Here is a 22,384-nt window from a genome sequence, read left to right as displayed (position 1 = left end):
CCCCCATCCCTTAATAAGGTGGATATCCAAAATCATCGTCTTCTGGATAAATGTAAGAACTAGAAACCCCAGCAGCTACCATTGGACGGGGTGTTTCTGTTTTGACGGGTTCTTTGGCAAAATCTTTGTATTCTTCAAAGGTTTTAGAAATCAGTGCGGATTCTTTTGAGTCTGAAGCAATCAAATAGTTAGTTAATGTGGAAACTGTAGGATGTTTGTAGTCAACAGTTGCTGCAACCAAAACTGTATTTGTGGCAATTCCTCTTTCTTCGCATTCAATTATTGGTGAAAAAATGCCGTGAGCGTGAAATAAAGGACCTTTTGGGTTTGCAGCTTGCCTGCGGTATCCTGCATAGGCTCGTTCTAATTCAGTCACAAATCCTCCAGTTGCTCTTCCTTGTTGATATTCGCAATAAGCTTTACTAAAACTTGCTCCTGCTGCACCATTCAAAGTTAATTGCAAAGGCAATTCATGTAAAAAATTCTTATCTTCCCCGGCTAAAAAAATTAAATAGCGAGTAAAAGTTTTAAATTTAAGTTTGTCTGCTAAAAAAGCATCATAATTATCCTTGAGAGTTCCTAATTTTGCCCCTGTTTCACGGTCTTTGACCGATAAAGGACCACGACGGACTATAACTATATTTGGTGTGGTGGTAAGAAAAACTGTTTCCACTCCAGAACTAAATTCATGTTCTACCTGCTGCCAATTTTCATCCGGTACAAAGCCAACAGCACGAGCATTATCTAGTTTAATCGCCAAACCGTAGGATGTTACGCCATCGGTGCCATATCTGGGATTAATCATTTGACACCAAGGGATAATACGAGAAGGTGGTGCGTTGAACTTCTCGTCTTCAAAGTCGAATTTTGCAGATGCTTTCATCGTAAATGCGCGGTTGTCGATGTTGTATTTGGGAATTTTGCTCGGTTGAGTAAAATTTGAGTGCGAGGAGTGGAATGGTGATATTTTGAGACAAGTAAATGCTGTGATTGACTGCAACCGAGAATCAATTAAAGTGATTTAATAAACTCAATTATTATTTATTTATCATTCCGGAGGGACATTACGCATCTACCTGAAGCAGTTTTTTACAAGAACTTTACTTTCACCGTAGTTGTTGAATCATAATTTGCTGTTAGTTAATCTTGTATCAGCTAGATTTTAAAGTAATAAAAATCCTAAGTGTTACGATGATTTTTCTATTGTGTTCATATCCGTGTGGGGATGTAAGAACCTGTAGAGAAAGTGATTTTCATGATCATGGACTGATAATTTAATTTTTTTTTACTGAGTAATATTAATAACGATTGAAAAAAATGTTAAATATTTGCACGATAAGATACTGTTTTAAGGTGAGTTGGATGGCAAACTCTCGATTATTGAATCAGAAACGAAAAGAAGCTGTAAAAATTTAATTTTTCGTGGGGTAAGAAGTCAAGTTTTTAGGATAAATATCCTTAATATCACAAAACAGTAATAAAAACCCGACTTCTGTGATTGTTATCCAACTCACGTTGTTTTAGTAAAAAGGGTAAGACATAAAAACCTTGTTCAGCGTCAGAATCTGGTAACATATCTTGGCTGCGAAGATTTTGAGGATAAAATTGATTATCACCAAAAATTCTCACAAAAAAATCCAGCGCACACTAAACACGCTGGAAATTTCATAAAAAATACAACTCAAAAGTATTTACTCAGCTTGATTATTTTGTAATTGCTGCACTTCCTCAACCGTTAAACCAGTAGTTTTAACAATTAAATCAATTGCAAGTCCTTCCTTGAGCATATTGACAGCAATATTTCGAGTAGCTTCTTGACTACCTTCGGCTTTACCTTCGGCTTTACCTTCGGCTTTACCTTGGGCTCTACCTTCGGCTTTCCCTTCATCCACTAACAATTGGTAAGTTACTGACTCGCGCATTATATCCCTCCTCAGTAAACGTTGGATATCTTCTTGTTTCAATACTAGCCCAGCCAGAATAAATGTAGACGCAGCCACATCCATTTGAATTTGTTTATCTTCAATGTTATCGATTTGGGTTGCGACTTGTTGTAAGGTGTTGAGTCTATTCTCAGCATTACTTAAAACCGCAAATGGAAACAAACCGGGGGTTTGTAAAAATATTTCTGTCGGTTGTTCCCAAAGTCGGATGACTTGAAACCGATGTAAGGTTTCTTCAAGCTCAAAAGTAGTTTTGTAAACTTCTTCAGAATTGGTTTGCTTTAAGTAAATTACGACTTGAAGCATTCGTTTATGGGGAAAACGACGATATCCTCGTAAACGATAGTCAGCCATCCGAAAGGGAATCTTGACATCTGGTTGAGTTTGAAATTCAACGTGTAAAATTAGTTCTTCTGACTGTCTTAAGATAAGAGCATCAGCGCGAATTGGTTCTAGAGAAAGTTCTTTAGGGCTTAACTCAGTTAAAGTTACTGGTTCTCCTAATAACCAAGTAGCAAAGTCATCGGGAAAGTTTTCGACTAGAAATTTACAAAGATTGTCAAACATCAAAGCACCTTGGAATCAATTGCCAAATCCAATTGCAAAAACGATTCAAATTAGATTTATTTGCCAATTTATAATAAATACTTTATCAACTGCAATATATTTTTCTACACACAGAATATTTTTATATATCAATTAATCTTTAACTACTAATTACTTTGCAAAATAAGCCATACGAAGACTCTGTATTAAAAGAAAAATTGATGAAATTGTAATCAAAATTCCCCAAAACCAATGCGGTAAAATCAAAATTTTAGCAATTTGGGCAGTATCAGAATTACCATTCCAATAGCTAAAAACATAATTAAAATCGCGAAATGTACTTATACAAGCTTGTACACCAAGAAACTGAATTACAAAAACTTTTACTTGTGGAGATGCTTCTAATCCAATTCCTAAAATTATTAAACCTAGTAAACTAATAACCAAAATTCCAATTCCGGTACGTATCCAAATTAAAACTGAAACTAACATAAATATACCCAAAATAACTAATATATTTTGAGAAATTTGTAAGTTACGAGAAGCTAAAATAAAACCAGAACCCATAATAGGAGGTCCCATGGGACCAGCAGCATAAACAAGTACTTGACCAATTTTTCCTAAAAATAGCGAACCGCGATATTGATAGCGGGCTACTCCACTACCATTAGCAAAAATCTCTAATTTTTGAAAATTTCCTCCTAACAGCACAACCATTAAACCATGTGCCATTTCATGATACCAAGTTGATAGTAAAGTCAATGGATAAAGAATTATTTTACCGCCGGGAATTTGCCATACAATTCCAGTAGCAAAGGCAATTGCAATTAATAACGTTAATCCCATCCGGTCATACAATACTAAATTTTGGCTATTCCACAATTGATTCATAAATAGTATTGATAAACTTATTCGTTAAACAACCAACTTACATATTTTTCCTAATTATTTTATAATCTTAGTTGCTGAATAATTAAAGTTATAAGCATTACATCGTATCAAATATTTACCGCGATACTTAGTACAGATGAATTATCTAGCTCATTTATTTTTATCAGAAGGTACAACAGAATCTCTAATTGGAAATTTTTTAGGAGATTTTGTCAAAGGTTCGATAGATATTTATCCCAAGGAAATCATCAAAGGTATTTATTCGCATCGCAAAATAGATAGCTTCACTGACTCTCATCCTATATTTAGGTCAAGTAAAAGTCTTATTAGTCTTAAAAGAAATAGGTTTGCAGGAATTATGATTGATGTATTTTACGACCATTTTTTAGCTAAGAATTGGTCTGAATATTCTACTGTTTCACTCGAAAATTTTACAAATAATGTTTATCAAGTATTACAAGACAATCAAAATATACTTCCTGAAAGATTAAAGCGTATTCTGCCAAATATGGTTGCATCCAATTTGTTAGCATCATACAAAAGTATATGTACTATTGACCGAGCGATAAACGGAATTTCTCGCAGAATTAAAAGAAAAAATAATTTATTTGGTGGAGTCGAGGAATTATTTTTCAACTATCAGCAACTTCAAAGAGATTTTTCGCAATTTTTCCCAGAATTAATCGATTACACAAAAAACTACTGCTACTAAACTTTAAATCAGTGAACAGTGAACAGTGAACAGTAAACACAGGCGTATGGTGAGGGATTTAAACTAATACTCCAACGCCGATCACACAAATGCAGTGGGGTACTAACCTTTCCCAAGTATAAACGTGAGTATAATTCGTAATTCGTAATATCTCCCTCCGGGAGACGCTACGCGTTCAGCTTGCTGACTCGTTAGAGTAACGTAATTCGTAATTAATTCCCCATAAATAAATAATGATGCTTCTACAGAGTAGAAATCCACGGATAAATCCGGGGGCTATGTCCTGACGGACACGCGGAGCTAACAAACCTTAAAAAATTAACGGGCGTGACTGATAACTGATAACTGATAACTGATAACTGATAACTGATAACTGATAACTGATAACTGATAACTGTTAAAATCCACTGTCATAATAAAGTAAACTATTCTCGGCTCAAATCAATCATGAGCGATTTACAGACAAAAATACCAACTGACACTTGGGTAGTAGCATCTTGGGATGAATATATCCAAATCATCGAAAATCCTGCTTATGAAAAAGCGAAGGGCTACTATTACAACGGTAGAATGAGGATTGAAATGTCGGCATTAGGAAACGACCATTCACTAGATCATACGCTGATTATCTTAGCAGCTAGTAACTATGCAGCTATCAAAGGTATTCCTATGACTGGAAGAGATAACTGTACCTACCGTAAAACTGGCTGTAAACAAGTACAACCTGATGTTTCTTATTACATTGGAGATAATGCCGATGCAATTCCTTTTGGAACTTCTATAATTAATCTTGACGAATTTCCAGCACCGAATTTAGTTATTGAGGTTGCGAATAGTTCTCTTGCAGATGATAAAGGAGAAAAACGTTTACTTTATGAAGAATTATCTGTAAATGAATATTGGATTGTAGATGTAAAAAATGTTCAAATTATCGCTTTTTTGATCGAAAATAATGGTAGTCGCCGAATTACTCAATCTCAGATATTACCAGGTTTAGATATTTCAATTTTTGAAGAAGCTTTTCGTCGTTCTCGTCAAATGAATCATAGTCAAGTTATTGCTTGGTTATTATCCGAATTCCAAAAATAATATTCATTTGATAGCTGATAGTTGTTGATAGTTGATAATTGATAGTCGTTTTTGTGAAATCTACAACTAATAATTAACCACTAACAACTAACTACTAACAACTAAAATTGCTTACAACCGCTGAAGTAGACTTAAACCGTGTGTATCGGTACCGCAAGTGCTGTATAATCCATATTCAGCAGCTAATCGCTGTATTTGTTGCGATCGCGTTGGACTAGGTTTCCAAGGTTTGGGATTATTATAAGCATAAAAGCTTTCCACACCATCGATACCTAATTGAGCAGCAGCAGGAATCAAATCAAAATGCGTTCTTCTATAACGTGCTGGATGAGCAAGTACCGCTAATCCTCCAGCTTGTTGAATTGCAGAAATTACATTTGCAGCTTGATATTCACAACCTGTAACTGATTTTCCCTGAGTGTAAGGTTCTATACTCGGATGTTGTGGTTCAAAAGCATAACCTAAAATGTGAACTTCCACATTCAAAAGATTAGCGTTAATTTCAACACCACTCCATAAATAAGGTGCATCAGCACCAGGATTATTCCACTTCCAATCTTCCAACCATTTTTGAGCAGCTTGATAACCTTCAGTACTGTGATGGTCGGTAACTGCAAGTCCTTTCAAACCAATATTAATTGCCTGCTGCATTAATTCTGAAGGTTTTATTTTACCATCAGAACATACAGTATGCATATGAAAGTTATAATTATTCGGGCAACTTTGTGCGTCTAAATTCTGAAATACTTCTTTTAAAAGCGTCTTAGAAGCACAAGTACGGGCAAAATTCACAACCATAGCCTTTTCTTGTGTAAAATTATTTATTCTTAACACTCCACTCGCTCACACTGTACTCCGGAAAACACTAATAATCCGGATTTGTTTTACTACCAACTTTTTGCGTTTTTTTAGCAAAATTTTTCAATATGTTAAGACTAACTTAGCAAATTTTAATCTTTATGGTATGAGTACTTTCGATGAATTATCAGTATTGCAGTAATAAATAATTCTAATTACTTAAGTAATTAGGCGTCAAAATAGTTTGTCTACAATAAGTCAAAATACTATACACAGAAATATATCGCCTTTTTTTCTTGAAAAAGATGCATTAAATTCAATTAATATTTTTATAAATATATGTATTATTTATTGCATTAATTTAGTAAACCAATTAATTCCCCACTGCCAGAAATTACCTTACCGATGTTATAAGCTGCAATATCGTGAGATTCAAAAAAACTAATTGTCTGCTGTGCTTGTGACGGTGGAACTAACACAACAAAACCAATTCCCATATTAAAAGTATTGTACATAGCTTGCTGATTAACATCACCGACTTGGGCTAACCATTCAAACACGGGTGGAATCATCCAACTATCGGGTTGAATTTCTATGGCTTTTCCTTCTCCCAAACATCTAGGTAAATTTTCTGGTAATCCACCACCTGTAATGTGAGCCATTGCATGGATTTTCAAACCGGCTTTTTGGGCTGCTAATATTGATTTTACGTAAATGCGTGTCGGCGTTAAATAAGTTTCACCTAAAGATTTACCACCAAATAAACTTGGGGTATCGTCCCAACTAAATTGTTTATCGCTAATAATTTTTCTGACAAGACTAAAGCCATTGCTGTGTACTCCAGAACTAGCTAAACCTATAGCGACATCTCCAACTTCTAAGAGACTTCCATCAAGCATCTGACTTTTCTCGACAATTCCCACGCAGAAGCCAGCCAAGTCATATTCACCAACTTGGTAAAAACCGGGCATTTCAGCGGTTTCTCCTCCCAGTAAAGCACAACCAGCTTGTTTACAACCAGAAGCGACACCCGCAACAACTTGGGTTAACTGTTCTTGATTGAGTTTACCTGTAGCTAAATAATCGAGAAAAAATAAAGGCTCGGCACCGGATGTTAGTACATCATTAACACACATAGCAACTAAATCTATGCCAACAGTATCGTGACGGTTGAGAATATTGGCAATTTTCAACTTAGTTCCCACACCATCAGTGCCAGAAACTAGAACAGGTTGCTTATAACCTGGGGGTAACTCAAAACAACCTCCAAAGCCACCCAATCCACCAATTACTTCCTTTCTAAAAGTACTATGAACCAAATTACGAATTTGACCGACAAAATCGCGTCCAGCTTCAACATCGACACCTGCATCCCGATAGTCCATATTAGTTGTTAGTTGATGGTTGTTAGTTGTTAGTTGTTGGTTGTTGGTTGATGGTTGTTGGTTGTTGTTATATCTTTAACCTTTAACCTTTGACCTTTAACCTTTAACCTAATTAGTTGATAATTATTAAAATACTTGATTTTCGATACCAACCCACCATTCACCTAAATTCATTAAATCTTGGTGGATATCTTGTAAATTTTCGGCGTATTCGTTTTCTGAAAGCGTTGCTCGGTTCTCTTCTAGTTTAAGAAGACGTAATTGTACTAGCAACCAAGGTTTAGAAATGCTTTGAGTCGCTTCAATATAACGTGCAAGTTCAGTACTGTTCATGGGATTATTAATTGGTCGTTGGTAATTGATAATTGTCAAAGAAACTTCGACGTAACTTTACCAAGAATTTTGTTAAGGGGAATAAAACCGTAAGAGCGGCTATCAGTACTTGCTTCGGGGTTGTCTCCTGTAAGAAAACAAGAACCATCTTCAAGTACTAAAGCCACTCTCTTAATTATTTGCTTTGTTTGATAGGGATGTCGTGCAACTACGATATCACCTACTTGTGGTAGTTTTTGCCGATAAGCTTGTGGGTTGAATAATATTTCCTCTCCTGGCTGAAGTTGAGGAAGCATAGAAGAACCGCTAACGCGCAATCTTTTTCGTATTCCTAAAAGCAACTGTAGCAATTTTAAAGCTGTTCTTAGTTCCTCATTCATAAGAAACACGCGGAAAGCGGGAAACTCAGTTACTTTAGTACGGTCTAGGTAAGCGACACGAGTGGTTTTAACCACCGTGAATATTTATTGAATGCTAGTTTTTGAAATGGATATAATCCCAGGAACTAGCAAACCCGTTTAAGTCCCTTCGCACACCGTTAATAAGATGTCTTTTCTAAAAGCAACTAAACAAATAGTTTTAGAGATAATCCAGGCTAGGGAAATACCTGAAAGTCTGTACCAATTAACGGCTCAAGTGCTAGTCGCTGCTTACGTCGCAAAGTTTGTTCTTTGCAAGCTCAATCCCTGTCTTGGTTGAGTCAGTGACTGCGAATTCAGCCAAGTTTATCGCTTTACCGACATTTTAATAATTGTTGGTTATTAACCCAAACTAATTTTAATTTAAATTAGCTAGCTTTGTACCAAGAAACATCGCGGTCTTTGGTTGCCCAGAACATATGATGAATTTTATGTACAGCTTCCATTAATTCGTTAGCGTGTTGGAGGCTAACTTCTACTTTACAAGCGGAGCAAAGTTTTGCTGCTTTCCAGAAAGTATCGTGTAGATCAGGATATTTTTCTAGATGTACTGGTTTGAAATAATCTGTCCAAAGAATTAATAAATCTTCTTTAGTTTTTTGAGCTTGTTCTTCCTTAATAGCAATGTAGCGGGACAAAGTGTTGTGGTAAGCAACCATTGCGGCTTTGTCGCTGCTTGCTGGAGGCTCTAAATCCATGATTTTTTTGGTCATGGAGAGTACTGCTTCTGCTGTAATTCTAGCGGAAGAAGGGTCATAAACTCCGCAAGGGCCGTCGCAATGAGCGTGTACTTGTGGTGCGGGAAAATTGGATTTTAACTTGGCAGCAATTTGTTTGAACATGATTTTTTTTTTACGGAGAAGGCTTATTTTCAAGATGTTTGTAGAAAATTTAGGGAAGTAAAAGTTAGAATCTAGAACTCTTGATTTTGACTCTTGCTATCCCCCCCTACCCCATTTAGCTTAGTGCTATTGTGTAACCTAAGCAACCCTTCATCTTGGGTAACTTTCCTTCTATAAGGATATTTTTTTATTTTCGATTCTATGAGAAATCTAAATAATACGAGCTGCAATGTGAGAACTCCATCACCTGCAAAGGATGACAGAGCCTCATAATCATGCCACAATAAAAACTGGTCGCTAAATTCTCCAATTACAAAAAATAGATGTTAAGAGCTAACGGAGATTACAAATGAGCCAAACACTGCTGATAAAAGTCCACAATTATAGTTGTGACTTGATCAATCGTTAAACCATCGGTAACTATTTCTATGGCATCTGCGGCTTTTCTGAGCGGTGAAACCAGCCTGGTACTGTCTTTCCAATCCCGTTCTTTAATGCTGCGTTCGAGTTCCTCAAGGCTCACTGACGGCTGTCCTTGTTTTTCAAAATCTTGTAGACGGCGGTATGCACGTTCGGTAACGGTTGCAGTCAAGAAGATTTTTACCTCAGCATCAGGAAAAACTTGAGTACCGATATCCCGTCCTTCCGCTACTAAACCGCCTTTTTTACCCCAGCTTTGCTGTTGTTTTACCAAGGCGCTTCGCACGGCACTTTGTGCGGCGATTGCTGATACTTTTGATGTTACCTCGGTTGTCCGAATTTTATTGGTAACGTCATTGCCATTAATCCACACCTGTACCGGCGATTTTAAATCTTCACTGGGAGTTAATTTAATTAAACAGCAGTTTGCCAACTCGGCGATCGCACATTCATCATCTAAAGGAATTCCCTTTTGCAATACCAGCCACGTAACGGCACGGTACATAGCACCTGTATCTAAAAATACTAGTCCTAGCTTCGCCGCAACTTGACGAGCTACGGTAGATTTACCGGCACCAGCGGGTCCATCGATGGCGATTATCGGTTGGCGATCGCGCAAAATAATATTGTCAATCAATCGTGTCGGACCAATATGAGCGGCGATCGCAATCATTCCTTCCTCCTGAATTTCATCTAAGGGTATTAACGTAGTTGGTTCAATCAATTCAATATATTCCACAGATACAGCACTGACAGTTGCTATTTCTTGAAGAACAGCTTTGATCAGCTTGTTACTTTTACGAACTCCGCTGCGAAAAACAGCATGAGCTTTCTGCAAGCCACGATGCAAAACAGCTGCTTGCTGTTTCTGACTTGCACTTAAATATTGGTTGCGGGAACTTAAAGCAAGACCATTCGCTTCCCTGATGATTGGACAAGCGACAATTTCTATTGGAAAATTAAGATCCGTAACTAGCCGTTTAATGATGGCTAATTGTTGAGCATCTTTTTGACCAAAGTAAGCCCGATCTGGCTGCACCAAGTTGAAAAGCTTGGTAACAATAGTAGCCACACCCTGAAAATGTCCTAGCCGAGTACGACCACACAAGCCTGATATCATATCAGATGGTGGAGTAACTTGTGTAACAATTAAATCTTGTATATTCTTCCGAGCAACCCCGATCTCTTCCGGATTTGGTACAAACATAGCATCTACCCCAGCTTGTTGGCAGAATTGCTGGTCTTGCTCTAAAGTGCGGGGATAGCGTTCAAAATCTTCTTCGGGACCAAATTGCAGGGGGTTGACAAAAATACTAACTATGACTATGGCATTTTCTTGCCGCGCCCGTTCAATCAAGCTTAAATGGCCCTGATGCAAAGCTCCCATTGTGGGAACTAATCCTACTGCTGTTGGGAAGCGAGTTGTCATTTCATGGGGTAGTGGCTCATCAGAATGCAAAGGCAAGATTCGCCAACGGAGTTTATTCAAATAGCAGCGTAATGCTGCGACCGTTGTCAACAGGCGCACAAAAAAACCTCTATCTACTAGCTTTCCCCCGTTAGTTTATATCCGAATTTGGGGAAAGGGGCTAAATAAATAGAGGAATCTCAAGATTATTCTTGATTTGAAATGGGGAGAAATAAATCAATTTTTTACTTTCTATTCCCTACTCTTAAATCCTCATCCCTAACTATTCCCAATTCTTAACCTTTGACCTTTAACCTTTAACCTTTAACCTTAATTTCTACCTTCCTAAAACTTCAATTTTGACTGGTGCAACACCTCTACCAATCATTTGGATAACTCGTGCAGCACCATGGGAAAGGTCAATAATGCGACCACGGATGAAAGGTCCTCGGTCATTGATTCTGACTACGACAGAACGACCATTGTTTACGTTCGTAACGCGAACTTTTGTTCCAAAAGGCAAGCTGCGATGAGCGGCTGTCATTTTTTCTGGATTAAATCTTTCACCAGAAGCAGTCTTGTTCCCCGAACCATCATAACCGTAGAAGGAAGCCATACCTCTATAACTTCTTCCTCCTCTTCGATTTGCAACCTTTTTTGTATTCTTGTTAGAGGGTGTTTTTTTGGCTGTCGTTTGTTTTTCTGGCTTTGTTTGAACTGCTGTTAATTCTGGAGGTAAGCCATCAATTGTAGATAGAGGAGATGCTTTACCAACGAGTCTCCGCAAGCGATTGGTTGCTTGGAGTGCATCTTGTTTGGGGTTTTGAGTTGCATCGGGAAGGATTGTATCACTGTTGATTTCTACAAGTTCGGAGCCGTCAACTTTGATAATGTAGCGTTCGGCTATAGACTTTGCTCCAGACTTAGATTGAGCGCTTCCGTTCCAACTAACGGTAATTTTGCTAGCGTCAACTTTGCGATCGATTAAATCGTTGATTTTTGCGGCTAGTAGATTCGCTTTTTCTACAGGGTTGTTGTAGTCGCTGTTAACTAGTATTGCTTCTGTTGAACTATTGTGATTGTCAGAAGCATTAACGGGTGTCGAACTTAAAAAGGTGAAAACAGGAATGTTGCGGACGTACAGAGTTGCTGCCTGACGATCTGATAACTTGTGTGCATAAACTTTGGTAAAAAGAGCATTCGAGCCTTTAGTATTTACCTCTACTACATTTTGGCTGGGCATTTTTTGAGAGGTAATTGATGCTTCTGTTGCCGTTTGAGCGCGGCTAATAGAAGTTGTTCCAACAAAGGTTGAAAGTACAGTTACAACAGTCCACAAAAGTTTTTGATTCATGCTTCTAAGTAATAATTAAAGCGACAAAATATCTGAGGCTTGATGATTCACGGAACGACGGAATGAATATATTAATCGGTCGCGAAATCCCCCAAAATTTGAAACTTTTTGTTCTCACGATTTATTTATTAACTGCAACACATTAACACGAAGCTTGCAACTTCGATATCCGAAATTTACCGTAGATTACTGTCAAATTATCAGAAATTAACACCGCATTGCAAGGGTAAAACCGTTGTCTCATCTTGAGTTTGGCAATGTAACAATTTTTAGATAAATTACAAAATTTATTTTTTATAATTTAAGTGATTAAAAAATTAAATCAATCGTCTGTCTATTGACTCTAATATAAAAATTGATACATTTTTTGGTCATATTAAAGTATTTTATTCAACAGGTTTTTACCCTAAATGATACTTAGGTAAATCTTCTTTAGTTTAGTAATTAAAATAAAATACCGATAATAGTTGAGTTATTCTAATCAATAGCAAATGACCTAATTGAACTGATTACGGCTGTACAACCTATATATTACGGGAGTTTGAAGGAATATTCTGCTAGTAAATACGATTATTCTTTAAGCCCTAACTGATACTGATTATTTATTTAAATGTGTTATGGAACAGACAAGTTATGAATTAGATAGTTAATAAATCACAATTCGGATCTAAATAAATTAGTTACATGATGCAAAGTATAAATATTACGGATAAGAGTGTATTTATAAGATTATATTTTGCAGTAAAAAAATAACAAATTATGAGATAATACGCAGCATTAATATTTTAAGTGCTGCGATATTTTCAGTATTATCGAATTTAAAAACCTAGATGAGGCGATTTGTCAAGGGTGATTTGAGTTACTGGCAATAAGTAATGAATAATGCCTAATTACCCATTACCCATTACCAATTACCCATTACCAATTACCAATTACCCATTACCCATTACCCATTACCAATTACCCATTACCAATTACCTTCACACTGAGATAATTACACCTGCACTCTGCACTGCCATTCGATTGACGGCACATAGGGCATAAGTTCCAGGTTCAACGGTGGCTTCGGTTGTACCTTTGGATAAAATTCGCTGAAGTTTCCAATCATTACCAGTCTTTTTATAAAGCGTCCAAGAACGAATTTCACCACCTCCAGTAGCCCAAATAATTTTACGGTTTTTGGTTTCTACTTTAATTGGTGATGCTGGTGGTAAAGTGTTTCGCCATTGCATTACAGGTACTAATGCAGGTTCTTTATATAGTAAAGATTTAAATTTGTCGGCGATATTTTGACGATTTTCTTTGATAGCATTGACGCTAAAGAAAATATTCCCCAATGATAAACTTTTATTCAAGCTGCGACTGATGGCTACTTGCTTAATGATTTCCTCTTGCTTCCAAGCTTCTCCATCCAAACGGGCTATGGTGTTACCTGCATAGACGTGGCGTTGTTTGGAATTAATACTCGTCCACCACTCTAGTAATATGGGATAGCTTTGTGCAGTTTGGTCAATACGCCAATATAGTTGCGGCGCGATATAATCTAACCAGCCTTCTTGTAACCATTTCTTAGCATCGGCATAAAGTACAGAGTAAGCGTCCAAACCTTGAATACCACTAGGTTCTCCGGGACGATAAATTCCGAAAGGACTGATACCAAACTTCACATGAGATTTGACTGACTTAATCCCTTGCCATAACCGCTGCATCATCCGATTAACATTGTCCCTGCGCCAGTCGTTTAAACTTAAAGTACCACCGGCATTTCGATAAGCTGCATAGGTTTTACTATCAGGAAACGACTCACCGCTAATCGGGTAAGGATAGAAATAATCGTCAAGGTGAATGCCATCAATATCGTAGCGCTGCACAACATCCATGATTACATTGTAAGCTCTGTCCTGGACAACTTTTGCGCCTGGGTCCATCCATAACTGAGTTCCCCAACGATAAACTACTTCTGGATTAGTCACCGCTATGTGAGGAGCAACATTCTTAACTCTTACATGGGAAGTACTAGCACGGTAAGGGTTAAACCAAGCGTGAAACTCGATATTGCGCTTGTGACATTCGGCGATCGCAAATTCTAAGGGGTCATATCCTGGTGCTTTACCTTGAGTTCCAGTCAACCAAGCACTCCAAGGTTCGTATTTAGAATTGTACAATGCATCTCCTTCCGGTCGAACCTGTAATATTAAAGCGTTAAAGTTTAATTCTTGTAATTTATCGAGAATTTGAATTAACTCAGCTTTTTGTTGATCAATGGATAACCCCCCACGACTTGGCCAGTCGCTATTCCAAACGGAAGCAACCCAAGCACCCCGGAATTCTCGATTCGGCTCAATTTGAATGCTTCCCGGTGGTGGTGTGGGTACATTTACCTTTTCTGGGGGTTGAACAATATATGGTGAAGGAATTTTTTCTTCCTCACCCAGCCAAACTAAAGCTTGATAAACAAAAGCTGAAATATCGGCACGAGTTGCAGCTAAAGTGGGATTGAGTAATTTGGGATTTGGATAACTGACTACCATACCAGCACGGGTAGTGATTGCTGCTGTTGGTTTTGCGTAATCTGGTATTGTCTGAGCATCTTGGTAAATTTGCCCAAGTACAGGTAATAAATCCGATGAGACTTTGGATGTCATACCCAACCCACTAATGATACTTAAAAGTGCGTGTATTCTTTGAATTCTGTCTGCGGGACGAAAATAATTATTGGGAAATCCAGTAATAAATACTGTTTCGTAAGCTCTTCTAATTGCAGAAGCTGCCCAATAATTATCGGCAACATCTTGAAATGCTACATATTCGCGTTTTTTGGGAATTCGAGAAAATGTAGTGGTGATAATAGCGGCAAATTCAGCACGGGTAACTGAATTATCGGGACGAAATGTTCCGTTGGGATACCCATTCAAAATTCCGCGACGCGCTAAAGCTTCAATAAATGGACGCGCCCAATGATTTGTAATATCCGGGAAGCGAGCAGATGTGATGGTCATGATTATACTCAAATTTTCTGTATATAAATTGACTTTCTCTGCCACTGATTATGCTATCGTTATCCGCAAAAAATAAAGTTAAATGAGTACTAAGTATGACATTTGTATTGAACACAACTTTTTGTTGAAAAGATAGTTGAGTAAAACATCACTTGATATCCTAATTTGAAGCTCATAAACTGTAACAGTAATTTGTAAATATGATTAGCTTTGTTACTAGCCATTTTGCGTAAATTCACTTATATATTATTTTTATTCAGTTTAATCGGTATACTCGGTTTTTCCTATGTGTCCAAAAAATCGCCAGTCACAGCTTGTTATGAATGGGGATTTTCCTCTCCAGCTGAAAAATACTATGTTTATCCGGAAAAGATAGTAGTTGAACCTTGGCGGGGGCAACATCATGTGTATGCTATATTTCAAATTCCGGGCGGCTATCTCAACGATAAATTATTACAGGTAGAAATACCCGGCAAAGGTACATACTGCGGAATACTTTCCTACGGTGGAACAGTTACAACTGATGGTGTGTATGCTAAACCCGGATATTATTTGATGAAGGGAATGTTAAATACCCGAATTGCGATCGCCTTAATTTTGCAAGGTAAGCAACAAGAGTTACAGCAATTGGATAATTGGAAATTGGGATATACGAAAATTGAGGAAAAGGCTTCCGAATAGTGAGCAACTCTCATAGAAGTCGGGTTTATAGGATAAATTTCAGTACTAACAGACAATCGCGATCAAAACCCGACTTCTAACCCCAGAAAAAATCAAGTTTTTACAGCTTGCTGATAATTTAAACAGCAATCGAAGTATTGAATTCAATAGCGAAGGTTTTTTCACCCAACTAGGGATAAAAACCTAAACTTGGTAGCCCCAAAGTTTCATCCCAACCCATGATAATATTTAAACACTGGATTGCTTGACCTGCGTGTCCTTTGACTAAATTATCAATCGCCGATATGACTATAACGCGGCGGGTTCGGGTGTCAACTTCGATACCCAAATAGCATAAATTACTGCCAGTAGCCCATTTAGTTTGGGGGTAAACTCCTGGTTCGCAGATTTTCACCCAAGGGGAGTTACGATAAAAGGCTTTATATATAGTAATTAAATCATCCCTGACTAATCCTGGGTCGCGTAGAGTTGCATATACAGTTGATAAAATACCGCGCACCATAGGTATGAGATGGGGTGTGAATTGTACGGTTACTTCATGCCCGGCTAAATCACTGCAAACCTGTTCGATTTCTGGTGTATGACGGTGGCTGACGACACTGTAAGCTGCAATACTATTGTCTGCTTCCGACAGTAGTAAATTAGTTTGCGGTTGTCTGCCGCCGATTGAAGTACCTCCTTTAGCATCAATAATCGCAGTTTCGGGTACGATTAATCCTTGCTTGAGCAGAGGTGAAACTGCGAGTAAACTGGCGGTAGGGTAACAACCCGGACAGCCTACAAGTTGCGTATCAGAAATGCGATCGCGATAAAGCTCTGGTAATCCGTAAATAGCTTCCCCAGCGGTTTTAATATCTTGACGCTTTTTGCCGTACCAATTAGTGTAAGTTGTCAAGTCGCGAAATCGATAATCTGCTGACAAATCGAGGATTTTACATCCATATTCGAGCAGTTTTGGCGCAATTTCGCAGGCTAATCCGTTGGGTAGCGAGAAAAAAACGACTTCGCAACGACGTGCAATTGCCTCCGGTTTTAACGCTTCAATCGGAAGATTTATGATGTGGGCTAAGTGAGGATAAATATCGCCAAAAGACTTTCCAGCACTAGCTTCCCCGCCTAAATAAACCAGTTCTAGTTCTGGGTGATTTAGCAGCAGTCGCACCAACTGAACTCCGCCGTAGCCTGACGCGCCAATAATTCCCACGGGTACGCGCCTAAAATTGCCCATGTTAAAATCCTTATCCAATGATTTTCCGTGTTGATGCAATTGCTATGTGCTTCATGCTTTAACTCGCAGTCGGATGACACAGGGAAGACTCACACCCTCACACTGTCATTAGGTAGTAAACCCAGACTGTTAGTGGGTAGAAACTTCTGCTATGTTATCGAATCATTGCCACTTTGAAGACGGTATTTCATAAAAGAGCTACAATAAAGAATAAGGTTTATTAAAAAAAATTAACGTTCGCTCTTCGAGAAATTCTCTGTGTCGCAGCATAATACCGAAACGCACTATCCGCAAGGTGGGAAATCCACCCCAGTTACTGCTTCTTTAAATCAAGTATTTAAATTTGATTCCATTGACACCGCATTGGCTGATTTGAAAGCTGGTCGCCCTTTGGTGGTGGTAGATGACGAAAATCGAGAAAATGAAGGCGATTTGATTTGTGCAGCCCAGTTTGCAACTCCAGATATAATCAACTTGATGGCAGTGGAAGCACGAGGCTTGATTTGCCTGGCAATGACTGGCGATCGCCTTGATGAACTGGATCTACCTTTGATGGTAAACAACATTACAGATACCAATCAAACTGCTTTCACCGTTAGCATTGATGCAGGTCCCGAATTAGGAGTAACCACAGGCATTTCCGCCGAAGACCGCGCCCGCACAATTCAAGTCGCCCTCAACCCCCATACGAAACCGCAAGACTTACGCCGTCCCGGTCATATTTTTCCGATTCGGGCTAAAAAGGGAGGGGTACTCAAACGAGCGGGACATACAGAAGCTGCTGTAGACTTGTCTCGGTTAGCCGGTTTATATCCAGCGGGAGTAATTTGTGAAATCCAAAACCCCAACGGTTCCATGGCACGGCTACCGGAATTAATTGACTATGCAAAACATCATAAATTAAAAATCATTAGTATTGCGGATTTAATTAGTTATCGTCTGCGTTACGACCGGATAATTAAACGGGAAACTGTTGCCGATTTACCTACGCAGTTCGGCAATTTTAAAATCTACGCTTACCGTCATACTCTGGATGATACAGAACACGTAGCCATTGTCAAGGGCGACCCGGCAGAATTCAGCGATAAACCCGTAATGGTGCGGATGCATTCCGAATGTCTCACCGGAGATGCTTTAGGTTCTCTACGCTGCGATTGTCGAATGCAGTTACAAGCAGCCTTAAAAATGATTGAAACAGCAGGGGAAGGTGTTGTTGTCTACTTGCGTCAAGAAGGTCGCGGTATTGGATTGGTGAATAAATTAAAAGCCTATTCCTTGCAAGATATGGGGTTGGATACTGTAGAAGCAAACGAACGTTTGGGATTTCCCGCTGATTTGCGCGACTACGGTATGGGAGCGCAAATGCTGATGGATTTAGCTGTGCATCAAATACGTTTGATTACCAATAATCCCCGTAAAATTGCTGGGTTGAAAGGGTACGGAATGGAAGTGGTAGATCGAGTACCTTTATTAATCGAAGCCAACGATTACAATAGTTATTACCTAGCGACAAAAGCCAAAAAGCTGGGTCATATGCTGTTGCAGACTTATTTGGTAACATTAGCACTGCATTGGCAAGATGAACCGTTATCAATTACCCAACGTTACGAACGTTTGGACAAGATACGACATCTAGCAAAAAATCGTCATTTACTATTGCAAGAAGAAACTCGTCCTTTGGGTTTAGCTTTGTTTACGAAACCATCTTTAACGGTACACCTGGGTTTAGATCAAGCCAACGTTGCTTCTGAGGATTGGTATCAAGAAAAAGACCATCCTTACCTACAGGCTGTGATGAATATTCTCGACAAAGTTGTGGAATTGCCTTATCTTGAAAAATTGGAATTTCTGATTTCTCCTGGAGTAGACCCATTAAGTAAACTACAGGTACAGTTAGATCGACAAGGTTTTCAATTAAGTCAACTACCTTCTTCACTTAGCGACGAGTTAGAAACCCAGAAGATTTATAGTTTTTATAGTTTTGGGAAGTAGGGAGAAGATATTGCTACAACTACTATCAGAAGTTGGGTTTTTTCTCATAAAAACCCGACTTAGTAAAACTGCTTCTTGGAAAAGTCAATAAAACTTTATAATTAGTAATAATCATGTACCTTTGTCTTTAAATCGGACAATAGGTACAATTTTAATGTGTTTAAAATTATCTGAATAATTTACTAAGGACTTTTAAGACTTTATAGGACAGTTAATATTGGTAAAAATTTACTACTTAGGTGGAAACAATCAACTTGAGATGCAGCAATGCTTATAGAGTTTAGTGTTGAAAACTATCGTTCAATTCAAAAACGGCAAACTTTGAGTATGGTCGCTTCTGAAGATAAAGCCATGCTTGAGAATAACACTTTTTCTACGCCTAATTTATCAGATAAACTGCGCTTAATTACTAGTGCTGTAATTTATGGTGCTAACGCTTCAGGAAAAAGTAACTTGTTACGAGGGATGCAAACTCTAAAAAGACTTGTAGTCGATTCTGCTAGTAGAATGCAGGCTGGTGATAAACTTCCTGTAGAATCATTTCGATTAAATTCTAAATATAAAAATCAACCAACTAGTTTTTTCATTATTTTTATTCATCAAGATATTCGTTTTGAATATGGAGTTATTTTAACTAAGGAACGGGTATATGAAGAATGGTTAATAGCTTACCCGAATGAACGTCCGCAAAATTGGTTTTCTCGTAAATATTTAGTAGAAAATTCCGAGATAAACAACAATCAACAATATAAATGGTCTTTTGGAAAAGCATTAAAAGGAGAAAAAGAACGTATTAAAAAACTTGTTCGCTCTAATTCTTTGTTTCTTTCTCATGCTGCACAAAATAATCATGCTCAACTGACACAAATTTTTGAATGGTTTCAATCAGAAATTAATATTCTGACATCAAATTCTATAGTTGAAGCATTTACATTAAGAATTTGCAATGAAGACGATATTTTTCGGCAACAAGTAGTTAATTTATTAAGTGAAGCAGATATTGGAATTTCAGATTTAAAAATTGAACATAAATCAATCTCAGATAGAGAAAAAAGTTTATTTAAACAATTTTTAATGAAACAAGTGCTTGAAAATCAAGAATTTGAAGGGGATATCGATATTGAACAATTGCAATCATTAGATGTAAAAACGATGCATCAAATGAATGATTCCGAGCAAGAAGTAGAATTTGAGATGGAAGAAGAATCAGATGGAACACAGCGTTTATTTCAGCTAGCAGGACTTTGGTTGTACGTGTTGCAGCATGGTGAAATATTAATTGTAGATGAACTAGGTAGAAGTTTGCATCCAGTTCTGACAAAATCATTAATAAAAATGTTTAATAATCCAGATATTAATCAAAAAAATGCTCAGATTATTTTTACAATTCATGATACTACACTTTTAGATACAGAGTTATTTAGACAAGACCAAATATGGTTTACTGAAAAAGAAAAAAGCGCAACAAAGTTATACTCATTACTTGATTTTATGACTCGAAATGATGAATCTTTGCAAAAAGGATACCTTTTAGGTAGATATGGTGCTGTTCCTTTTATTCATGGACTAAATAATATAAATCATGCCGAAAAGAGGTAAAACGAGTATTCAGTTACAAAGACACAAAGGAAACAAAAAACCGAGAAAATATATTTTAATTGTAGTTGAAGGTCAAGAAACAGAATATAATTATCTAAATTCTTTAAAGGATGATTTAAAACTTAAGACAACATAAATAAAAGTTACACGAGCCTCTGGCGGTAGTCCTTTAGATGTTGTAGAAAAAGCTGAAAATTTATTACAAGAACAAGTTAGGCTGAGTAAAAAACAAGGTGAGCCTAAATATGATGAAGTAATTTGTGTTTTCGACCAAGATAATCAAATAAAAAAATACAATGAAGCTTTAACCAAAGCCGAAAAGAATAATATTTTAGCTATCACATCTATTCCATGTTTTGAAATATGGTTTTTGCTACACTGCTGTAATACTAGCAGTCCTTTTTCTGATTGTAAGCAAGTGTGTCAAAAGTTGGAATCAGAGTTAAAAAAATTAGAAATTTTAAAATCTAAAGAATATTATGATAAAAATAATTCTGATTGGTACAAAATTTTAAAGCCAAAACTTCAAGATGCTATTGAGAATGCAGAAAAATTAGATAAATATCAAGAATATAATCACGAAAATTTAAATCCATCTACAAAAATACATATTTTAGTTAAGAAGCTGCAAAGTCAAAAAGATTTTCAATAAAGCACCACTAAGTTTCATTTCGAGTTGCTTCAACAACATGATTAAACACGCTTTGCCAAGATACAAAAATAGAAATCAAATAAAGAAATCCTAGCAAACCACCACCATAAATCAGCCCCAAAGAAAGCAAGGAGTTGAAAGTGTAGTTGGGATTATTTTCTAATAACTTATGAAGTCCGCTATGAATCACCATAAATGTAGCAAGTCCAATTCGTGACCATTTTTTAACAGGTTGAGATTGATTATTTGTCAACCATAGAAGTACTGTAATCAATGGGATATGAATAGCAACAAAAATCGGTGATGCAATGCATTCGGGTAGGTTTCGCAGTACAAATAAAAGTTTCCATTCCGATTGCGTCATCGCATCAAGTTCGTGAGTTATAATCGTCGCAAAGCTTAAATAGAAAAGTAAGTTTTTCATTAGAGATTAAATATAAAACAGATTTTATCTTGTAGGGTGTGTTACGGCACAAATAAGTAATGTTTGAGGTTACAAATTTGAAATGCCGTAACGCACCATTGATTAGTAAAGAAGTGTAGCCCTAATTCTGACTTTCTAATACTCCTTCACGGAAATAGAAAAACAGCGGTAAACTACAACTTAAACCAACTCCAAAAGTTGCTGCAAGATAAATCAATAATCTACTACGAGATAAACCCAATCGTTGTAATTCAATAAACGCAAAGCAGAAAAAAACCAATGTACTAATCAGCAAATCTGTTCCAAATGCAGCCGCAGCGTAATTATCGAATCCTTTTAAAATTAATGAACTAATAGAAAAACCATTTTGAGAAAAGAATTTGAGGATAAGAATCCCAGGTGCAATACTTCCAATAATTACCAGCAGCAGATAAAGCGATTTGGCGGAAAATAATTTATTAGATACAGGTAATTGATTTTGATAAGTTGTGTTGGACATGGTTTGTAACCTCTGAGTAAAATTCAATCATTGTTGTTGTTTTGATTATGATTGCTGTATTCGAGAGAAACAATTACCTTTGAGGTAATAATGCTACGTCTCTAATAATCTGCGGGTATGTATATTGCAGTAATCGATATAAATTAAAATCCGGGGAGACGTTGCATTGC

21 protein-coding genes are annotated in these 22,384 nt (G+C 37.2%); 6 read left to right on the top strand and 15 right to left on the bottom strand.

Annotated features, from left to right (window positions below):
• Positions 1–10: 10 nt before the first annotated feature.
• The 4 genes from IQ247_RS19125 to IQ247_RS19110 form a co-directional block, all read right to left on the bottom strand.
• Positions 11–883 carry a DUF5895 domain-containing protein gene (locus IQ247_RS19125; protein WP_193922688.1) on the bottom strand — a complete coding sequence of 291 codons (873 nt, stop codon included), beginning with the start codon at positions 881–883 and terminating at the stop codon, positions 11–13.
• A 581-nt stretch (positions 884–1,464) separates the two neighbouring features.
• Positions 1,465–1,629: a hypothetical protein gene (locus IQ247_RS19120; RefSeq protein ID WP_193922687.1), complete on the bottom strand. Its 165-nt coding sequence runs from the start codon at positions 1,627–1,629 to the stop codon at positions 1,465–1,467.
• Between the two features lie 62 nt (positions 1,630–1,691).
• Entirely contained in the window at positions 1,692–2,510 is an 819-nt protein-coding gene (locus IQ247_RS19115) for an Rpn family recombination-promoting nuclease/putative transposase (RefSeq protein WP_193922686.1), read from the bottom strand.
• 150 nt (positions 2,511–2,660) lie between these two features.
• Positions 2,661–3,380 carry a M50 family metallopeptidase gene (locus IQ247_RS19110; RefSeq protein ID WP_193922685.1) on the bottom strand — a complete coding sequence of 240 codons (720 nt, stop codon included), beginning with the start codon at positions 3,378–3,380 and terminating at the stop codon, positions 2,661–2,663.
• Positions 3,381–3,516: 136 nt separating this feature from the next.
• On the opposite strand from IQ247_RS19110, the gene IQ247_RS19105 reads away from it, so the two are divergent.
• On the top strand, positions 3,517–4,092 hold the full coding sequence (locus IQ247_RS19105; RefSeq protein WP_193922684.1) for an acyl carrier protein phosphodiesterase: 576 nt from the start codon (positions 3,517–3,519) through the stop codon (positions 4,090–4,092).
• A 447-nt stretch (positions 4,093–4,539) separates the two neighbouring features.
• Positions 4,540–5,181 carry a Uma2 family endonuclease gene (locus IQ247_RS19100; protein WP_193922683.1) on the top strand — a complete coding sequence of 214 codons (642 nt, stop codon included), beginning with the start codon at positions 4,540–4,542 and terminating at the stop codon, positions 5,179–5,181.
• Between the two features lie 111 nt (positions 5,182–5,292).
• Here IQ247_RS19100 and IQ247_RS19095 read toward each other — a convergent pair whose 3' ends face one another.
• The 8 genes from IQ247_RS19095 to IQ247_RS19060 all read right to left on the bottom strand — a co-directional run bounded on the left by IQ247_RS19095 (position 5,293) and on the right by IQ247_RS19060 (position 15,139).
• Complete coding sequence (locus IQ247_RS19095) at positions 5,293–5,979, bottom strand: PHP domain-containing protein (RefSeq protein ID WP_193922682.1); 687 nt, start codon at positions 5,977–5,979, stop codon at positions 5,293–5,295.
• A gap of 356 nt (positions 5,980–6,335) precedes the next feature.
• Positions 6,336–7,364 carry a phosphoribosylformylglycinamidine cyclo-ligase gene (purM, locus tag IQ247_RS19090; RefSeq protein ID WP_193922681.1) on the bottom strand — a complete coding sequence of 343 codons (1,029 nt, stop codon included), beginning with the start codon at positions 7,362–7,364 and terminating at the stop codon, positions 6,336–6,338.
• 126 nt (positions 7,365–7,490) lie between these two features.
• Complete coding sequence (locus tag IQ247_RS19085) at positions 7,491–7,697, bottom strand: hypothetical protein (RefSeq protein WP_193922680.1); 207 nt, start codon at positions 7,695–7,697, stop codon at positions 7,491–7,493.
• Between the two features lie 35 nt (positions 7,698–7,732).
• Positions 7,733–8,077: a nickel-type superoxide dismutase maturation protease gene (gene sodX / locus IQ247_RS19080; protein ID WP_193922691.1), complete on the bottom strand. Its 345-nt coding sequence runs from the start codon at positions 8,075–8,077 to the stop codon at positions 7,733–7,735.
• Between the two features lie 407 nt (positions 8,078–8,484).
• Complete coding sequence (sodN, locus tag IQ247_RS19075; RefSeq protein ID WP_193922679.1) at positions 8,485–8,958, bottom strand: superoxide dismutase, Ni; 474 nt, start codon at positions 8,956–8,958, stop codon at positions 8,485–8,487.
• A gap of 343 nt (positions 8,959–9,301) precedes the next feature.
• A complete protein-coding gene (locus tag IQ247_RS19070; RefSeq protein ID WP_193922678.1) occupies positions 9,302–10,906 on the bottom strand; it encodes a bifunctional pantoate--beta-alanine ligase/(d)CMP kinase in 1,605 nt (534 codons plus the stop codon).
• 217 nt (positions 10,907–11,123) lie between these two features.
• Complete coding sequence (locus IQ247_RS19065) at positions 11,124–12,140, bottom strand: septal ring lytic transglycosylase RlpA family protein (RefSeq protein ID WP_193922677.1); 1,017 nt, start codon at positions 12,138–12,140, stop codon at positions 11,124–11,126.
• A gap of 980 nt (positions 12,141–13,120) precedes the next feature.
• On the bottom strand, positions 13,121–15,139 hold the full coding sequence (locus tag IQ247_RS19060) for a glycoside hydrolase family 10-like protein (protein ID WP_193922676.1): 2,019 nt from the start codon (positions 15,137–15,139) through the stop codon (positions 13,121–13,123).
• Positions 15,140–15,427: 288 nt separating this feature from the next.
• On the opposite strand from IQ247_RS19060, the gene IQ247_RS19055 reads away from it, so the two are divergent.
• A complete protein-coding gene (locus IQ247_RS19055; protein ID WP_228059868.1) occupies positions 15,428–15,820 on the top strand; it encodes a hypothetical protein in 393 nt (130 codons plus the stop codon).
• A 169-nt stretch (positions 15,821–15,989) separates the two neighbouring features.
• Here IQ247_RS19055 and argC read toward each other — a convergent pair whose 3' ends face one another.
• On the bottom strand, positions 15,990–17,048 hold the full coding sequence (gene argC, locus IQ247_RS19050; RefSeq protein ID WP_193922674.1) for an N-acetyl-gamma-glutamyl-phosphate reductase: 1,059 nt from the start codon (positions 17,046–17,048) through the stop codon (positions 15,990–15,992).
• A 351-nt stretch (positions 17,049–17,399) separates the two neighbouring features.
• Here argC and ribBA point away from each other — a divergent pair, with 351 nt between their 5' ends.
• The 3 genes from ribBA (at position 17,400) to IQ247_RS19035 (ending at position 21,291) form a co-directional block, all read left to right on the top strand.
• Positions 17,400–19,040 carry a bifunctional 3,4-dihydroxy-2-butanone-4-phosphate synthase/GTP cyclohydrolase II gene (gene ribBA / locus IQ247_RS19045; protein ID WP_375341239.1) on the top strand — a complete coding sequence of 547 codons (1,641 nt, stop codon included), beginning with the start codon at positions 17,400–17,402 and terminating at the stop codon, positions 19,038–19,040.
• Between the two features lie 267 nt (positions 19,041–19,307).
• Positions 19,308–20,639, top strand: a complete 1,332-nt coding sequence (locus IQ247_RS19040; RefSeq protein ID WP_193922672.1) for an AAA family ATPase — start codon at positions 19,308–19,310, stop codon at positions 20,637–20,639.
• A gap of 136 nt (positions 20,640–20,775) precedes the next feature.
• Positions 20,776–21,291, top strand: coding sequence for an RloB family protein (locus tag IQ247_RS19035; RefSeq protein ID WP_322745531.1), 516 nt, complete (start codon positions 20,776–20,778; stop codon positions 21,289–21,291).
• A gap of 7 nt (positions 21,292–21,298) precedes the next feature.
• Here the strand turns inward: IQ247_RS19035 and IQ247_RS19030 are convergent, their stop codons facing one another.
• The gene (locus IQ247_RS19030; RefSeq protein WP_193922671.1) at positions 21,299–21,715 is read right to left on the bottom strand and encodes a DUF6713 family protein; all 417 of its coding nucleotides are present in this window, start codon (positions 21,713–21,715) and stop codon (positions 21,299–21,301) included.
• A 121-nt stretch (positions 21,716–21,836) separates the two neighbouring features.
• Positions 21,837–22,214 carry a DUF2834 domain-containing protein gene (locus IQ247_RS19025; RefSeq protein WP_193922670.1) on the bottom strand — a complete coding sequence of 126 codons (378 nt, stop codon included), beginning with the start codon at positions 22,212–22,214 and terminating at the stop codon, positions 21,837–21,839.
• Positions 22,215–22,384: the final 170 nt, after the last annotated feature.

The organism is Plectonema cf. radiosum LEGE 06105 (assembly GCF_015207665.1).
Lineage (GTDB): Bacteria > Cyanobacteriota > Cyanobacteriia > Cyanobacteriales > Nostocaceae > Rivularia > Rivularia radiosa_A.
The sequence above is the reverse complement of the archived record's forward strand: the minus strand, read 5'-3'. Positions and strand labels throughout refer to the sequence as shown.

Coding starts and splice junctions, on each gene's coding strand:
- IQ247_RS19110 (WP_193922685.1), bottom strand. CDS start 3,380: ATGAATCAATTGTGGAATAGCCAAAATTTAGTATTGTATGACCGGATG.
- IQ247_RS19125 (WP_193922688.1), bottom strand. CDS start 883: ATGAAAGCATCTGCAAAATTCGACTTTGAAGACGAGAAGTTCAACGCA.
- IQ247_RS19030 (WP_193922671.1), bottom strand. CDS start 21,715: ATGAAAAACTTACTTTTCTATTTAAGCTTTGCGACGATTATAACTCAC.
- IQ247_RS19115 (WP_193922686.1), bottom strand. CDS start 2,510: ATGTTTGACAATCTTTGTAAATTTCTAGTCGAAAACTTTCCCGATGAC.
- IQ247_RS19025 (WP_193922670.1), bottom strand. CDS start 22,214: ATGTCCAACACAACTTATCAAAATCAATTACCTGTATCTAATAAATTA.
- IQ247_RS19040 (WP_193922672.1), top strand. CDS start 19,308: ATGCTTATAGAGTTTAGTGTTGAAAACTATCGTTCAATTCAAAAACGG.
- IQ247_RS19105 (WP_193922684.1), top strand. CDS start 3,517: ATGAATTATCTAGCTCATTTATTTTTATCAGAAGGTACAACAGAATCT.
- sodN (WP_193922679.1), bottom strand. CDS start 8,958: ATGTTCAAACAAATTGCTGCCAAGTTAAAATCCAATTTTCCCGCACCA.
- IQ247_RS19100 (WP_193922683.1), top strand. CDS start 4,540: ATGAGCGATTTACAGACAAAAATACCAACTGACACTTGGGTAGTAGCA.
- sodX (WP_193922691.1), bottom strand. CDS start 8,077: ATGAATGAGGAACTAAGAACAGCTTTAAAATTGCTACAGTTGCTTTTA.
- argC (WP_193922674.1), bottom strand. CDS start 17,048: ATGGGCAATTTTAGGCGCGTACCCGTGGGAATTATTGGCGCGTCAGGC.
- IQ247_RS19065 (WP_193922677.1), bottom strand. CDS start 12,140: ATGAATCAAAAACTTTTGTGGACTGTTGTAACTGTACTTTCAACCTTT.
- IQ247_RS19085 (WP_193922680.1), bottom strand. CDS start 7,697: ATGAACAGTACTGAACTTGCACGTTATATTGAAGCGACTCAAAGCATT.
- IQ247_RS19060 (WP_193922676.1), bottom strand. CDS start 15,139: ATGACCATCACATCTGCTCGCTTCCCGGATATTACAAATCATTGGGCG.
- purM (WP_193922681.1), bottom strand. CDS start 7,364: ATGGACTATCGGGATGCAGGTGTCGATGTTGAAGCTGGACGCGATTTT.
- IQ247_RS19095 (WP_193922682.1), bottom strand. CDS start 5,979: ATGGTTGTGAATTTTGCCCGTACTTGTGCTTCTAAGACGCTTTTAAAA.